The 15,793-nt window shown below is 49.4% G+C and carries 14 protein-coding genes; 6 read left to right on the top strand and 8 right to left on the bottom strand.

Going from position 1 to position 15,793, the window contains the following annotated elements; genetic code table 11:
* Positions 1-5: 5 nt before the first annotated feature.
* Genes KE531_08900 through KE531_08870 form a run of 7 tightly spaced genes read right to left on the bottom strand, consistent with a single transcriptional unit; the run spans position 6 to position 6,700 of the window.
* Positions 6-1,847, bottom strand: coding sequence for a hypothetical protein (locus KE531_08900; protein MBR9953725.1), 1,842 nt, complete (start codon positions 1,845-1,847; stop codon positions 6-8).
* Positions 1,848-1,849: 2 nt separating this feature from the next.
* Positions 1,850-2,035: a hypothetical protein gene (locus KE531_08895; GenBank protein ID MBR9953724.1), complete on the bottom strand. Its 186-nt coding sequence runs from the start codon at positions 2,033-2,035 to the stop codon at positions 1,850-1,852.
* Complete coding sequence (locus tag KE531_08890) at positions 2,032-3,237, bottom strand: hypothetical protein (protein MBR9953723.1); 1,206 nt, start codon at positions 3,235-3,237, stop codon at positions 2,032-2,034. Before KE531_08890 ends, KE531_08895 begins: the two co-directional genes overlap by 4 nt.
* A gap of 16 nt (positions 3,238-3,253) precedes the next feature.
* The gene (locus KE531_08885) at positions 3,254-4,051 is read right to left on the bottom strand and encodes a type II secretion system F family protein (protein ID MBR9953722.1); all 798 of its coding nucleotides are present in this window, start codon (positions 4,049-4,051) and stop codon (positions 3,254-3,256) included.
* Positions 3,981-5,159 carry a CpaF family protein gene (locus tag KE531_08880; protein MBR9953721.1) on the bottom strand — a complete coding sequence of 393 codons (1,179 nt, stop codon included), beginning with the start codon at positions 5,157-5,159 and terminating at the stop codon, positions 3,981-3,983. Before KE531_08880 ends, KE531_08885 begins: the two co-directional genes overlap by 71 nt.
* Positions 5,147-6,163 carry a hypothetical protein gene (locus tag KE531_08875; GenBank protein MBR9953720.1) on the bottom strand — a complete coding sequence of 339 codons (1,017 nt, stop codon included), beginning with the start codon at positions 6,161-6,163 and terminating at the stop codon, positions 5,147-5,149. Before KE531_08875 ends, KE531_08880 begins: the two co-directional genes overlap by 13 nt.
* A gap of 27 nt (positions 6,164-6,190) precedes the next feature.
* Positions 6,191-6,700 carry a prepilin peptidase gene (locus KE531_08870; GenBank protein ID MBR9953719.1) on the bottom strand — a complete coding sequence of 170 codons (510 nt, stop codon included), beginning with the start codon at positions 6,698-6,700 and terminating at the stop codon, positions 6,191-6,193.
* Positions 6,701-7,047: 347 nt separating this feature from the next.
* Between KE531_08870 and KE531_08865 the strand changes: the two genes are divergently transcribed.
* From KE531_08865 to KE531_08840, 6 genes are all read left to right on the top strand, one after another.
* On the top strand, positions 7,048-7,386 hold the full coding sequence (locus KE531_08865; GenBank protein ID MBR9953718.1) for a winged helix-turn-helix transcriptional regulator: 339 nt from the start codon (positions 7,048-7,050) through the stop codon (positions 7,384-7,386).
* Between the two features lie 59 nt (positions 7,387-7,445).
* A complete protein-coding gene (locus KE531_08860; protein MBR9953717.1) occupies positions 7,446-7,679 on the top strand; it encodes a YaaL family protein in 234 nt (77 codons plus the stop codon).
* A 4-nt stretch (positions 7,680-7,683) separates the two neighbouring features.
* A complete protein-coding gene (locus KE531_08855; protein MBR9953716.1) occupies positions 7,684-9,075 on the top strand; it encodes an alpha-amylase in 1,392 nt (463 codons plus the stop codon).
* Positions 9,076-9,077: 2 nt separating this feature from the next.
* Positions 9,078-11,030, top strand: a complete 1,953-nt coding sequence (gene glgB, locus KE531_08850; protein MBR9953715.1) for a 1,4-alpha-glucan branching protein GlgB — start codon at positions 9,078-9,080, stop codon at positions 11,028-11,030.
* A 313-nt stretch (positions 11,031-11,343) separates the two neighbouring features.
* Positions 11,344-12,042: a response regulator transcription factor gene (locus tag KE531_08845; GenBank protein MBR9953714.1), complete on the top strand. Its 699-nt coding sequence runs from the start codon at positions 11,344-11,346 to the stop codon at positions 12,040-12,042.
* Positions 12,043-12,054: 12 nt separating this feature from the next.
* The gene (locus KE531_08840; protein MBR9953713.1) at positions 12,055-14,349 is read left to right on the top strand and encodes a HAMP domain-containing histidine kinase; all 2,295 of its coding nucleotides are present in this window, start codon (positions 12,055-12,057) and stop codon (positions 14,347-14,349) included.
* Between the two features lie 71 nt (positions 14,350-14,420).
* On the opposite strand, the gene KE531_08835 is transcribed toward KE531_08840, so the two are convergent.
* A complete protein-coding gene (locus KE531_08835; protein ID MBR9953712.1) occupies positions 14,421-15,752 on the bottom strand; it encodes an MATE family efflux transporter in 1,332 nt (443 codons plus the stop codon).
* Positions 15,753-15,793: the final 41 nt, after the last annotated feature.

The following is a 15,793-nucleotide window of genomic DNA, read 5'->3' as shown; positions in this document are numbered from 1 at the left end:
CCATCTCAATACTTTTTTTCTGCACTTACGACAGTCTGGTATTCACTTTTCAGCAGGAAAACATGTTTCTGGACTGCTGTTGTCTCTATTTTCAGTTGGTATATGCAGGCGCTAACTTCAAAATCCGGCTGGATTGTGCGCATATTCCACTGAATAATATCCAGCATGCGATAATTTTTTTCTGTCCGATTTTGGAGCAGCAGCAAAACCCTTATATATTCCTCGTAGCCATAGCCGGACTCGCTCTGCCCAGGATTCTCCTGTTCCAAAAATCCTAAGGTCAGCAGCTCCTCCATCCCAAGCTTCCAGCTCCTTTCATCTTTCCATACAGGAACCTTTCCGCCTGATAAAAGGCACCTTACATCCATTACCGCTTCCCCAAAAGCCCACAGCGTCAAAATAAAAAACGAAACCACAAACTGTACCGGCACAGCCCCGGCTGACACGGCGGCCGCCAGGGAATCTGCCTCCGCTTTTTTATCTGGAGACGCGAGAAGATAAAGCAGGTTCATGGCGCCTCTCACAGCGAGCATCTGTTCTGCGGCCGCCTTCAGATTGTCTCTGTCCGAGGCCTTTCCGCCAAGAAGATATTCCTGCTCATAGGAAAGTATGTGTTCTCCCTGGAGGCCCATCTCTTTAGTTTCCTCCAAAAAACTGTTAAAGTATAGGAATGCATATTCATTTATCAGAAGAACTTCCGGTGAAAATGAAATTGTTCCTTTGTCCTTTAACCGTTCCGATGGAATTCCGGACAAATCTGCCTCTTTTCCGGAAATCTCCGTTCCCGCAGGAAGCACCAGCGAAAGAAGATCAGCGTCCAGCAGTTTTTCCAGACGGTCTAATGCCTCAGACTTTTCTTTGTCCTCTTCTCCCTGCGCAGTTCCTTCCGGAATCTCCAATAAATTCCACAGACTTTCAATTTCCCCCCAGTCGTATTCTTCCTCTTCGTCCTCTCCTCCAATATCCGTATCCAAAACAGTAAGCGCCTCCTCTATACAGCCCATCTGCCCGTCTATGGCATCACACATATCACGATAATCCGCCAACGCTTCTGATGCTGGTCTTATGATTCCGGCATATGCCGTTTTCTCCTGTCCCATCCATCCCGCCGCTTCAGTGTCGTCCAGTGTCTCCTGTTTTTCCATGCTCTCACCGTATGCCTTAAGCTCTTCCAGCTCGTCTTCATACTGATCCACATATCCGGAAAACTTTTCCATCTCCGCCTTCAGTTTCCCCGCATTAGACCGAAATTTACTCTCCTGTTCTTTTCCTATTGCCGTACTGCCGTTTTCCCTCAGCTCCTCCATCTTTTGCAGGCTGTTTTCGATGCTGTTTCTTGCCTTTTCCAGCTTTCTCGTTTTTCTCCCCGCCTGCCGGCAGGTTTCCAAAAGACTTTTAAAATCACCTGCTTTTGCCGCCTCGTTGGCCGCTTCCGTAATTCCAGCCAGATTTGATGCCACATCTGGGAGCCGGTACATGATATATGCTAAAATTTCTTCTTCAAATGCGGCGGCAGCGTCGTCCTCCAGCATTCTTTTTTCGATGATCCGGCTCCCATCGTTTTTCATAGGATACAGATTTTCCTGCTCCATATAGAAATCGATATAACGATCATAAGATTCCATAACTGCCTCATCTGTATCTGCTTCAAGGAATAAAAGCCGGTACATATCCCATAAATTCCGGTTATATTGGCTGAACAGGGAAGCCGCCGCGGAGTCTGCCGCCATCTGAAGATACAAGCGGGCCCCGGCAGTCCGCGCGGATTCCAGAATTCCAAGCAGGAGAGAAATAACACAGACAAGGATCAGGCTTAGAAATACTGTGATTTCCCCCTTCTCTTTCACGCTTAATAAACCTCTTTCGACTGCTTGTTGATTTCCTTAAAAATATTTTCGAGCAGATCGTTGATCTGCTTTTTGAATATGATTACAAGTCCTATTAACACGACGAGTATGAGCACAACTTCAATCACGCCCACTCCATCTTCTTCCAAAAGAAACTCCCGAAATGTCCTCATAACTTCTCCTTTCATACCAGCGTTAAAAACGCCGGCGCAACTACCATTACCATTACAACACCCAGCATCAGAAACAGCGGAATCAAAAGCTTTGTTGACGCCTCTTCCCCAAGCCGTTTGGCGATATCTTTCCTCTGTTCAAATGCTTCTTCCATTTCAGACTCCAGAGTCTTCCTCAGATTCTTTCCTCCCGTTTGAAGGCTGCTTTGCAAAAGAGAAGAAAACCGTATATAGCAGCGCAGTCCGCATCTTCTGCCAAACTCTCCATAAGCCTGAATCTCACTGACTCCTGTCTCAATCTGGTTCATGGTGATCCGCATTTCCTGATAAACAGGATGCCGTTTCAGCCATTCCGCCTCCGCAGATTCTGGCACCATTTTCTTCCATGCCTGCCGGATCGTATGACCTGCTCCCGTTAAAACAATAAAGCGGGAAACCAGATCCGAATAGTCCAAAAGGAGCCTTTCTTCCCTTTTCTTTCTCTGTTCCTCCATATCCTGTTTTTCTTTTAATCGCAAACAGACAGCCGCAGCTATGCCAAGCAGCAGGATGATTTCATTTTCTCCCTCTTCGGCTGTACGGTAAGAGACGGTTCTCCCTTCGAATTCTTTCGGAAGCGTCACATACCCCTCTTCAGGCCTGCTGTTCATGACTGCCCAAAGCATGTCCTCAAATCGTTTCTCAAGGCTTGTTTCTTCCGGATAAAGCGTCACCGGAATTTCAATCTTCTCATCAAAGCTCCCGTTGGAAAGTTCCGCCTCCAGATATACGGTCGCTCCTTCCGGAGGTATCTCCTCTTCATATACCGTTCCGCTGCTGCTAAGCAGCTCCGGATTTTCTGATGTCCAGGAGACTGAGAGACCATACTCCTCGATTTCCCCTACCAGGTTTAAATTTTCTCTCACCTCCTCCAAAGAAGGGTTTTCTCCCAGGATCCTGGCATATAAAAGTTCCGTTACCTGTCCCAGAACCGAAATTCCCTCTTCCCTGGAAAGCTTCTGCTCCGGCACGGAGAGCTCGACGAAAACCGCATCTTCCTCCAGACCGTACACCTCAAGCGGGTACACAGCATCCCCCTCACCCCAGGAATTTCTTTCCAGCCTGTACGAATCCACGCCGCCGCTCTGAGAGGAAAATTCCATAAGAATATAAAGTCCTGCGCCTGCCATCATGCAGGCAATATATTTTCCTGCCTTTTTCCATTCTTCGCGCTTCATCACAGCCCCCTTATTTTTACATCTCAATATTGAGAAAAGCCGCGGAAAGCCGGTTCGCCAGACAATAAAAGCCCAGACAGCAGGTCATAATCACCCGTCCCATCATCGTTCCATACAGAATATCGAAAAATCCCGGCGACGTCCATTCAATATAAATCACCAGAAGAATTGGAATTGCAGACATGATTTTCTGCTCCATTCGCCTTGCCGATGTCATTGTGAGAATCTCTTCCCGCATACGGATCTTCTCGCCTATAATCTCCGCTGTCCGGGAAATGATTTTCATCAGCTCTCCGCCGCTCTTCCTGGCCGCCGTGAAAACCTCTGTAAAATTCCTGACATCTTCCAAACCGCTTCTGTCTGCAAAATTTTTCATCGCCTCCTCAATCGGATGATTCATTTTCACCTTTCTTAAGATCAGGCGGATTTCCCGAGAAATCATAGAATCTTCCCCATAGATCCGGTCAAGCTCGCCTGCGGAAGAAGCAAACGCATTTTCCACTGAATATCCGGCATTCAAAGCCGATGCAAGAATTAAAATGGCGTCTTTAAACTGGAGACTCAGCTTTTCCAGCCGCCGTTTTTGCAGCACATTCCTCATATAGACCGGATACAAAATACATGCTGGAAGCAGAAGCAAAAACAGCGCGGCGCTTCTGTAAAACACATAAACCATTACAGCCAGATATCCAGCTCCCTGTCCTGCATAGAGAAGCCATTCCGTCCTGCTCAGACGGTAATTTCTATAATCCGGTTCCGGACAGCCATAATTTTTCCCTGTGCTTAAGCTCTCCTGTTTTCTCAAGGCTCCCATGAAACTCGAAGATGGGATTGAGGATAATTTCACCATTTTCAAAGCGGTCCACCTCCTCTATGGAAACAACCTTTCGGCTTTTATCCCGCATTCTTGCCACATGAACCATAATGTCAATGGCCGATGCAATCTGGCTCCGGATTGCCGCCAGAGGAAGATCTGCCCCCATTAGCACCATGGTTTCCAGCCGCGCCAGCATATCTCTTGCACTGTTTCCGTGTCCCGTGGAAAAACTTCCGTCATGGCCTGTATTCATAGCCTGAAGCAGATCCAGAGCCTCTTTCCCTCTCACTTCTCCGATAAGGATCCTGTCCGGCCGCATACGCAGGGACGCCCGGATCAGCTCTCCGATCCCGATTGCACCTTCCCCTTCTGCATTCGCCTCCCTTGTCTCCATGCTGATCAGGTTTTCAATATGGCAGAGCTTCAGCTCCGCCGAATCCTCGATTGTGATCACCCGCTCATCCGAAGGGATAAATTCGGAAAGCGCATTTAAAAATGTCGTTTTTCCGGCCCCTGTACCGCCGCTGACAAAAATATTGTATTTGGCCGCCACAAGCGCCTTTAAAATATCGGCAGCTTCCTCAGACAGGCTTCCATATTCCAGAAGCCTGTCCATGGTAATTGCCTCCGGGAATTTCCGTATCGTAAGAATCGGGCCGTTTAAAGCCACCGGCTCCAGAACAATATGGACACGGGAGCCGTCCTCCAGGCGCGCATCCGCGATTGGAGAGGATGTGTTGACAATCCGGTTGACCTTTCCGACAATCTGCTGGATCAGATCCAAAAGCTGTTCTCTGGACTCAAAACCGTGTTCCCATCGCTCAACCCGGCCGTGGCGCTCGACAAAGACATGTTCCGGCCCGTTGACCATAATTTCCGTAATTTCCGGGTCATCTACAAGCTCCTGAAGGATATCCAGGCGCCGGAACGAATCAAACAGCTCACGCTGGAGCCGCATCCTTTCTTTCAGCGTCAGCGGCCGCTCCGAGGCGGCAGAAAAAATTTCTCCGTCAATCAGCTCCGAAAGCTCTTCATCCTCCATCTGCTTCTGGTAATTGATGGATTCCAAAAGCCGCTCTCTCAGCTCCTTTTTCAGGTCTCCCATAGGCTGCTCTGCCCCTTTAACATATTTCTGACAAAATCTCCCAGTTCTCCCCAGGCAAGCTCCTGCGGGAAATGTTCCATTCTCCTGTTTCCCATCACAGCCGGGACATGGAGCTTACGGATTTTATCCTGCATCGACTGGCTGCCCTGTTCTTCTATGTACTCTTCAAACTCACGTATCTTGGCCCTGGCCACTTCATCATCCTTGACCGGCATATATACGATCTGGCACAGATTTAAAAACGGGAGTACCTGCTTTCCGAATGCACCGATATCGAGAACCAGCGTTTCAAAATTCCCTTCTCCGGCGATTTCTTCAAACATTCCCACCAGCTCTTCTGCCGAAATCTGGCTGTAATCCTCCGGAAATCTCATGGGAGGCAGCCAGGCCATATCCCCGATAAAATGGAGAACGGTATTAAGCCTCATGGCATTGAGCCTTCCCTGTTTATAATAGTAAACCAAATCCGAAAGATCCCGTTTCCACCGCTCGCCCATCAAGCCGGAGAGGCCGCTGAATGCATCGAAGCTGGAAAACAGAACCCGCTCCTCCTTTGCCAGAATCTGACCTATGGAAAATGCAAGAAATGTCTTTCCGCATCTTCCCACCGGCGAGTACACCCCGATAACTCTCCGCATCCTGTGCATCCCGCTTCCATATCCTTCCGGAGTCCCCGGCATCTCACAATAGCATGCCATCACCTCCCGGATAATATCGTCTCCCGACTGATACTTATAAATTTCCCGCTTCTTTCCGCCGGGACCTTTTCTCTCCTCCGACAAAAAAATCGGCTGTCCATCGTATCTGCCTTCCAAAGTCCCAAGATCCGTATCCTCCCCCGCAAGCAGTACATCGACACCATGCTCCTTCATATACGCTTCCAGCTTTTCCTTTGATGTAAATGCCTGGGCCTGGAACATCCCTGTTTCTTTTCTGTTTACATAATCCGACAGCCGCTCCGCATAAAACGGATCCGAGTCGTAAACTGCCATCGTTTTTTTCATCGCCGCCCTCCTTTTTGTTCCCTGTTCTCAGGAAAACAGCAGATAAATACTGTATCCGGCCGCAAGAAACGGCCCAAGCGGAATGACATCCCTCCTGTAATTCCACTCACGATATACAGAAAGCCTGTGTTCCCGCCCTGTTCTGGCCGCAAACCGGCCAAGAAAACACAGACGCTCCCGAAAACTCCCGTCCTTGTACATCTTCCATGCAGAAGCTGCTGCCGCCAGCAAAAGCCCCGCAAAAACTGCAAAGATCCCGTCCCAGATACCCAGGGCGCCCACGCAAATCCCCATAAGCTTAATATCTCCGGCGCCGATCATCCTGCATACAAAAAACGGAAAGAACAGAATGCAGACAGCCGAAAGTCTTGCCAAAAATCCCGCTACTTCCAAAACCGCCGTTAAAAAATTTCCTCCTTTTCCGTATCCGACGGCGGCAAAATACAAAATTCCTGCGAAAATACCTGCAAAAACCTGCGTGTTATAAACCTTTCTCCTCCGACAGTCCGTAATGGCTGCCAGAATAAGGAACAGCAATAATCCAGTCCTTACAATAACATCACTCCCTCTCAAGAGCCAAAATAAAGGTCCTCTTCACCTGATAATATCTTTGGAATGCTGCCTGAAACAGGCTGTACCGGCATAGCGCCAAACTGAGACTAAAATGAAGAACTCATTTCTGAATGTGCCCTTATTATCCAGGATTCCAAACGAAAAGTCAATCTTCGTTTCGTAAAATACAGCCCCCTTTTTTCGTCAATTTTCAACAAAAATAATTATGTCAACAAGGTTTTTCATAGAAATTTGATACAATCCATTGACTCCGTCCGCGAATGATGGTAGAATACAATCAGTTTATATTTTTAAACCAAAGGAGGGCTTACATGGCTGAAGAAAAGCAGCTCGGAGAATATTTTTCCGAATGCGTCCCGCTCTTCATCGCCCTTGGAGACGTGACGCGGCTGACCATTATTCAATGCCTGTATGAGATAAGCCGTCAGAAAAACAGAAGAGAAATTCCTGGACTGAATGTCAAAGAAATTACGGAACAGACTAACCTTTCCCGCCCTGCGGTCTCGCATCATCTGAAAATCCTGAAGGAAGCAGGACTGATTGATGTACTCCAGAAAGGCGTCTGCAACTTCTATTATCTGAACAGCAATCAGGCGATTGAAAAACTGATCGGCTTCGGGAACGAATTACTTAAGAATTCCAGCAAATGAATATCTTGTAAAATGCCTGACAATACTACCATCAAAACCCTATAAAGGAGCGTGGCAGTATGATTTTCAGGAAAAAACCAACCGCATCGGATCGGGAACGCCAGAATGATCTGAGAGAGCTTGTGCGTGAGATCGAACTGAGCAAAGGGGCAATCCTCTCTGCCCAGAACCGTTTTGAACAGGTAGTGGATCCAACGCTTATCGACTGCTATATTTTTGAACTGAATGCAGCACAGCTCCGTTACCAGTTCCTTCTGCGCAACCTGAAAAGGCGGGAACTTCAGGAGGTCTGACATCATGCACACCTGGTATGAACAGGCTGTTTTCTACCATATATATCCCCTGGGGCTGACGGGGGCGCCAAAGGAAAACTGTGAAACTGCGGTATCCGACCGTTTTAGAGAGCTGTTTCGCTGGATCCCTCATATGAAATCTTTAAACATGACGGCACTCTACATCGGCCCTCTGTTTGAATCCACTCGCCATGGCTATGACACCAGGGATTACCGTCTCGTGGACCGCCGTTTGGGAACCAACGATGATTTCAAAAACTTCGTGGAACAATGTCACGCGGAAGGGGTTCGAGTTGTCGTTGACGGTGTGTTCAATCATACAGGAAGGGAATTCTTTGCCTTCCAGAGTCTTTTAAAGGATAGGGAAGCCTCGCCTTATAGAGACTGGTACCGCGGCATAAACTTCGGATGGGGGAGTCCGCTCGGGGATCCCTTTGGATATGAAGCGTGGCAGGGGCACTTTGAACTCCCATGCCTGAATCTCCAGAATCCCGAAGTCAGGAATTATCTGCTGGATACGGTTCGGTTCTGGGTGGAAACCTTTGACATCGACGGGATCCGGCTGGACTGCGCCGGGGATCTGAATTTTGCATTTATGGAAGAACTGCGTTCTTTCACTGCTTCCATAAAGGAAAACTTTTGGCTGATGGGAGAAGTCATCCACGGCCAGTATGCCCGTTTTGTGACGCCGTCCGCCCTTCATTCCGTCACCAACTATGAGCTCCACAAGGCCCTTTATTCCGGTCATAACGACCATAATTACTTTGAAATTGCCCATAATGTGAAGCGTCTCGAGGCAGTCGGGGCATCGCTCTATACTTTTGCCGACAACCACGATGAAAACCGGCTTGCCAGCAAGCTGAGAAAAAAGGAACATCTTTTCCCTGTTTATCAGCTTCTCTTTACGCTCCCCGGTATCCCTTCCATTTACTATGGAAGCGAGTGGGGAATGGAGGGGATCCGGTCTTCCACCTCTGACGACGCCCTTCGTCCTGCTGTCTCCATGGATCAGGAACCGTCTCTTCACTGCGGCCTTACCGACGCCATTTCCAGCCTGGCAGGGCTTCATGGATGTTTCGACGCATTCCACAGCGGGCAGTACGAAGAACTTCTTCTCACAAACCGGCAGTATGCATTTGCCCGCAGAGGAGAAACCAGCCTGATCCTTTCTGCCGTCAACAACGATGACACGCCGGCCGATGTAAAAATACGGCTTCCAAAGGGCGTATCCGGCAGCGCTTCGGCTGAGATTCTTTTTGAGTCGTGCGGAAACACAGAGCAATGTGCCCTGTTTCCATCGGAGAAAGAGCCATGCCTTGTCTCTGCCGAAAACGGTGCTTTTTCGGTGTCACTGCCTGCAAACGGCGGCGTGATTTATAAAATTGTGGAGGGGTAATTATGAGTACAAAAGCGAACAAAAAAGACCCGGCACCTGCGAAAAAGCCAAGGAAAAAGCAGGTTGGAACCGGCTTTATTACGGATCTGGACAGATATTTATTCGGACAGGGAACCCACTACGAGATTTATGAAAAGATGGGTGCCCATCCTAAAACATACAGAGGAAAGGACGGCATGTATTTTGCCGTGTGGGCCCCTCATGCCCAGGCCGTCAGCGTTGTGGGCGATTTCAACCGCTGGGATCCCGATGCCTCTCCAATGAAGCCCCTCGAAGATTCCGGGATCTACGAAATTTTTATCCCCGGACTGGGAGTCGGCGAGCTTTATAAATATGCCGTGACAACGGCCGAGGGGAAAATTTTGTTTAAGGCTGATCCCTATGCCTTCAGCGCCGAATTCCGCCCGGGAACAGCGTCCATTACCGCGGACATATCAGGCTTTTCCTGGGAAGACGAAAAATGGATGACAGAACGGCGGAAAAACGACCCTGAGAAGACGCCTTATGCCATTTATGAGGTGCACATCGGCTCCTGGAAAAAAGCCGCCAGAAAAGAAAAAGAAGGCTACTATACATATAAAGAAGCTGCAAAAGAGCTGGCTGATTATGTCCTCAAAATGGGATATACCCATGTAGAACTGATGGGTATTGCAGAACATCCCTTTGACGGTTCCTGGGGCTATCAGGTGACTGGTTATTATGCCCCCACCTCCCGCTATGGAACGCCGAAGGAGTTCATGTATTTTGTCAACTACATGCATAAAAAAGGAATTGGCGTGATCCTTGACTGGGTTCCGGCCCACTTCCCGCGAGACGCCCACGGCCTTGCTGATTTTGACGGCCAGCCGCTCTATGAGTATGCGGATCCCAGAAAAGGCGAGCATCCCGACTGGGGGACAAAAGTTTTCGATTACGGAAAAAATGAAGTCAAAAACTTCCTTATTGCGAATGCTATGTACTGGGTCGAAAAGTATCATGTGGACGGACTCCGCGTAGACGCTGTCGCTTCCATGCTGTATCTGGACTACGGCAGACAGGATGGAAACTGGGTTCCGAACCAGTACGGTGAAAACAAAAATCTCGAAGCCATTGAGTTTTTCCGCCACTTAAACAGTGTCCTGACCGGACATCTTACCGGAGCAGTCATGATTGCTGAGGAATCTACCGCATGGCCCGGAGTCACTGCAAAACCGGAAAACGGCGGCCTCGGCTTCACTTTTAAATGGAACATGGGCTGGATGCATGATTTCCTGGAATACATGAAGTTAGATCCATATTTCCGAAAATACAACCACAACAAGATGACCTTCGGCATCACTTACGCTTCCAGCGAAAATTTCATCCTGGTTCTTTCGCATGACGAGGTTGTACACCTGAAATGTTCCATGATTAACAAAATGCCTGGGATTTATGAAGATAAATTTGCCAATCTCAAGGTCGGCTATACCTTTATGATCGGACATCCCGGCAAGAAGCTCCTTTTTATGGGGCAGGATTTCGGCCAATTCCACGAATGGGATGAGAAGACGGCCCTCGACTGGTATCTGGCTGACGAGCCACTCCACAAAGACCTTCAGAAATATTACAGTGACCTGCTTCACATTTACCGGAAATATCCGGCACTGTACCGGCTGGACAACGATTGGAACGGCTTCCAGTGGATCAATGCCAACGACGGCGACCGCAGTATTTTCAGCTTCATACGCCGGGATGAGACAGGGAAGAAAAATCTTCTTTTCATCTGCAACTTCACCCCGATGGAGCGCCCGGACTATCGCGTCGGCGTACCAAAGTCCGGCACCTACTCGCTGATCCTGGACAGCCGCCACGGCCTTTACAAACGCGGCGATCATGCCCTCTCCGTGCGTTCCGTCAAAAAGGAATGCGACGGCCAGCCCTACTCCTTTGCCTACCCGCTTCCGGCTTACGGAACGGCAATTTTCCGCTTCAACTGATAACCGTCTGGTATTTTTTGAGAATCGTCAGGAAAACTTAATACGTTCACCGCACTTTTATGGTATAATAGCCGCAGAGCGGTTATTATACCTGCGCATTCTGGTTTCTGCGTTTACCGCAGAAAGCCAGGCGCTAAAATCCGCCGGAGGCACCATGGCCGCGGAGCGGACATGGTATAATGGCCGCAAAGTGGACATGGCATAATGACCGCAAAGTGCGGTGAACATCTTTTCATCTCTGCGGGCAGGCGTGCCAATCCCCGCAAATCTACCTTCCGCTTACAATACCTATCCTACATAAGGAGGCCATATTATGCAAACGATTCTTGTCTGCGATGATGATAAACAGATCGTGGAAGCGATCAATATTTACCTGACCGGTGAAGGCTTTGATGTAATCAAGGCTTATGACGGCTATGAAGCTCTGGAGCTTTTGGAAACCCATGACGTCAATCTGATGATTGTCGATGTTATGATGCCCGGGCTGGACGGGATCCGGACGACCTTAAAAGTCCGCGAAACCAGCAGCATCCCCATCATTATCCTGTCGGCAAAATCTGAAGATGCAGATAAAATCCTGGGGCTGAACATCGGCGCCGATGACTACATAACAAAACCATTCAACCCGCTCGAGCTGGTTGCCCGCGTAAAATCCCAGCTCCGCCGCTATACACAGCTTGGGAACCTGAACCAGCAGAACAATTCCCAGGTGTTCAAATGCGGCGGCCTTCAGATCAACGATGAGAATAAAGAAGTGACCGTGGACGGCGAACTGATTAAGCTGACGCCCATCGAGTACAACATTCTTCTCCTTCTCGTAAAAAATGCCGGGAAAGTTTTTTCCATCGACCAGATTTATGAAGAAATCTGGAACGAGGACGCCATCGGGGCCGACAATACGGTTGCCGTCCACATCCGCCATATCCGGGAGAAAATCGAAATCAATCCCCGGGAGCCCCGCTATCTGAAGGTGGTGTGGGGCGTTGGCTATAAAATTGAGAAGCAGCAGTAAAGGAGTGATCCGATGAAGCAGAATGCCGCGACTTCTTTTGTTAAGCGTTTTGGCGCCGTTCTGCATGTGATCTTTGCCTTCATCACCTTTTTAGGCATCGGTTTCATGTACCTGAACAGCAATTACGGCAGAGGCCTGGAGTGGCTCCAGGATGAAAGCTTTGAACAGTCTCCGGATTTTAATAAGAAGGTACAGTCTGATATCACAAGTATTTTCGACTATATCAATTATCAGGAATTTTTTGAGACCAACGGTTCCGTCGACTACTCCAAAGTAGTTCTGGAGACGACCTCCGGCCCCGGCGGGGAACAGAGCTATACGCTGAATGACATCATTACATACGGTAAATCGCTTGGCTATTATATGGATGAAACGGATAATTACATCTTAAAGGGCGGCCCGGAGGAACTCTCCGACGAGGACAATGAGCAGGTTTATGTCCGCTGGCGGTGCTACCAGTCGGAAGAAGAGCTTTCCGGCCCCGACCAGGCCTATTCCACGCTCCCGGAGCAGACTTATGAGATTTTGTCCCGGTTTGCGTCCTACTACTCGATTTACTCCAGGCTGATGTCGGATTTCACAAACTTCTATTTCCGCGTGGCGTACTATTCCAGAAATCCGTCCCTCTATGAAGTTCATACCAATGCCCCGGAAATGTCCGTGGAAGACATGATGGCCATGGGGAAATACATTTATTTTTCCGGAGATTCCAGCGATCTGAACGTCAAGACAAACTTTGACTCCACGTTCCCGAGCATCCCGGCGCTGCTGACGCAGAATAATCCGTACAACAGCACCAATTACTACATTGCCGTCGGGCTGGATACCTCCTATACGGCAAATGACGACTATGCCCAGGCTGTCGCCGCTTACAATTACTCCCTGGACTCTTTTGTAAAGGGAATTTATCTCGTGGGAATCGGCCTGCTCGGCTGTCTGCTTACGCTGTTATTTTTAATCATGGTGTCCGGCCATGAAGCGCTCGGAGACAAGGCCATCCGCCTGTTTCCTTTTGACAAGTTAAAGACTGAGGTCATGCTGATCATCATGTTCATCGTATCGGCCGCCAGCGTCCAGTTTGCCGCGCCGGTGCTCTCGAAAATCCTGCATCTTCTCGTTGTGCAGTCCTACTGGGATCGCGCCAACAGGATTGTGATGTTCGGCTGCCTTTATTTCTGCGGCCTCATCGCGTTTTTCAGCCTGGTAAGGCGCTATAAAGCCGAGACCCTCTGGAGCAACAGCTTCTTAAGCCAGCTTGTGAACGTTCTGTCGGAAAGGACTTTCAAGTTCCGGCTTGTGATCTGCTTCCTCCTCTATCTCGGCTGCAATATTCTGGCTGTTTCTGCGGGAACATATTTCTTTCTCCAGCTTGGACATGACATTTTCCGCTCCGTAGTGTTCCTCGTCCTGGCAATCCTGTGGGCTGTCGGAAACCTGCTGGTATTTTACTATCTGTACTGCAATTCCGTCCAGACTGACCGCATCCATGAGGCCATTGAAAAGCTGGCTTCCGGTGAAACCAGCTACAAGGTGGACATGTCCAAATTTTCCGGCCTCGAAGAGGAACTCGCCGAGGGCTTAAACCGCATCAGCGACGGTCTGGAAACGGCTCTGGCCGAACAGGTAAAAAGCGAGCGCCTGAAAGCCGACCTGATTACCAATGTCTCTCACGACATCAAAACGCCGCTGACTTCTATTATCAACTATATTGATCTGATAAAAAGGGAGCAGATTGACGATCCGACTATCCTGCGGTACTTAGAGGTTCTCGATCAGAAGTCGCAGCGTCTTAAGACGCTGACGGAAGACCTCGTAGAAGCCTCCAAAGTCAGCTCCGGAAACATCAAACTGGAGATTGCCGACATTGACATCGTAGAGCTTGTCCAGCAGACCAACGGTGAATTTGAGGAGAAGTATGAGCTTCGCCATCTGGAGATGGTCAGCACGCTCCCCAACGAGGTAATCGTCATCGAGGCCGACGGCCGGCGCTTATGGCGCGTACTGGAGAACCTTTACAACAATGCCTTTAAATATGCAATGGAAAACACCAGAGTTTATATCGGAATTGAGGATCTGGGAGAACGCGTCGTCTTTTCTATCAAGAATGTCTCCGCGTCCCCATTAAACATCCGGCCGGAGGAACTGACAGAGCGGTTCGTCCGCGGCGATGTATCCAGAACCACTGAGGGAAGCGGTCTTGGCCTTTCCATTGCCAAAGACCTCACCGAGCTTCAGGGCGGCAGCTTCCAGCTCACCATTGACGGTGACCTGTTTAAGGCTGAAGTTGCTTTTCCGATTAAAAACTGATGCTATTCAATTCTTACATATGAAAAACGGCGGAAGCAGCGCCTGTCTTCTGCTTCCGCCATCTTAATTTCTTAATTTTTCTTGATGACCTTCACCCGTTTCCACTTCCCCGTAAGATACCAGCCAAACGAGATCAGATAATTGGCCGCCCATCCCATCGGCACTGCCATCCAGGCTACCTGGATCCCGTAAATGGGAGCAAACACATTCGTCACAATCACACGGATGGACAAATTCACAAGATTGGCCGCCGTAAACGCCGCAACATCCCCGGCCCCGCGCAGAAGCCCGTCGGTCGTGGCTTTCAGACCGATAAAGGAGTAAAAGAACGCCAGAAAATGAACATAGGCCAGTCCGACCGAATACGCCTCGCTCGTTTTCTCTTCCAGGAAAAGGGATACGAATGCCCCGCCGAAAAGCTGGTACAGGATACAGAGGCCAACGCCGACGGTAAGTACGGTCGCATAGCACATTTTGTAGCCCTCTTTTACTCTCGAAAGCTGCCCGGCCCCGATGTTCTGCGCCGTAAACGTCGACATGGCATTTCCCATGGCCAGCATGGGCACAATGCTCAGGGACTCGATTTTCATGCCGGCCGAATAGCCCGCCAGAGAGGCCGAACCGAAGCTGTTGACTACCGACTGCACCAGAAGGATCCCGATCTGCACGATGGACTGCTGGAGCGTGGACGGAATCGCAATTTTTACCATGGAAACCATCATTTCCAGGTCATAAAACGCATAGGCTTCCGCCGTATCGTAGCCCTTAAGCTTCCGCATCAGAAGCCCGAAGGAAATGACCGCAGAAACGCCCTGGGCAATCAGCGTCGCAATGGCCACGCCGCGAACCCCCTGGCCGAAGCAGATGACGAAAACCAGATCCAGGACAATGTTTAAAAGCGAGGAAAACACCAGCAGATAAAGCGGTGTCCTGGAATCGCCAAGGGAGTTGAATACGGATGCCTGAACATTATACATGAACAAAAACGGCAGGCCCATAAAATAAATGGACAGATACACGGCTGCATCTGCGAATACGTCCTCCGGCGTATGGATCCATCCCAGAATCCGGTTATTTAACGTGATTCCGACAAGCGCCAGGAGCACGGAAATGGCAAAAAAGTTGATAAGCGTCGTGAATACGGCCGTTTTCATCTTCTCCATTTTCCCGGCCCCCAGGAACTGAGAAATAATAACGGAGCTCCCGATCCCGCCGCCGATTGCAATAGCGATGAAAACATTCGTGACGGCGTAGGAAGCGCCCACGGCCGCCAGCGCCTGCTCGCCCACAAAACGGCCGACGATGATGGAGTCCGTAATATTATAAAACTGCTGGAACAGGTTGCCGAAAATCATCGGAAGGGCAAAGAAAAGAAGCGCCTTTCCGGGAGGATCCGTCAGCATGTTGTATTTAGATTTCCGCGATGCCATTGGGTTTCTGTCCT

It is taken from the genome of Eubacteriaceae bacterium Marseille-Q4139, assembly GCA_018223415.1.
Lineage (GTDB): Bacteria > Bacillota > Clostridia > Lachnospirales > Lachnospiraceae > CABSIM01.
Note: the sequence above shows the minus strand (reverse complement) of the source record. Positions and strands in the feature narration are given on the sequence as shown.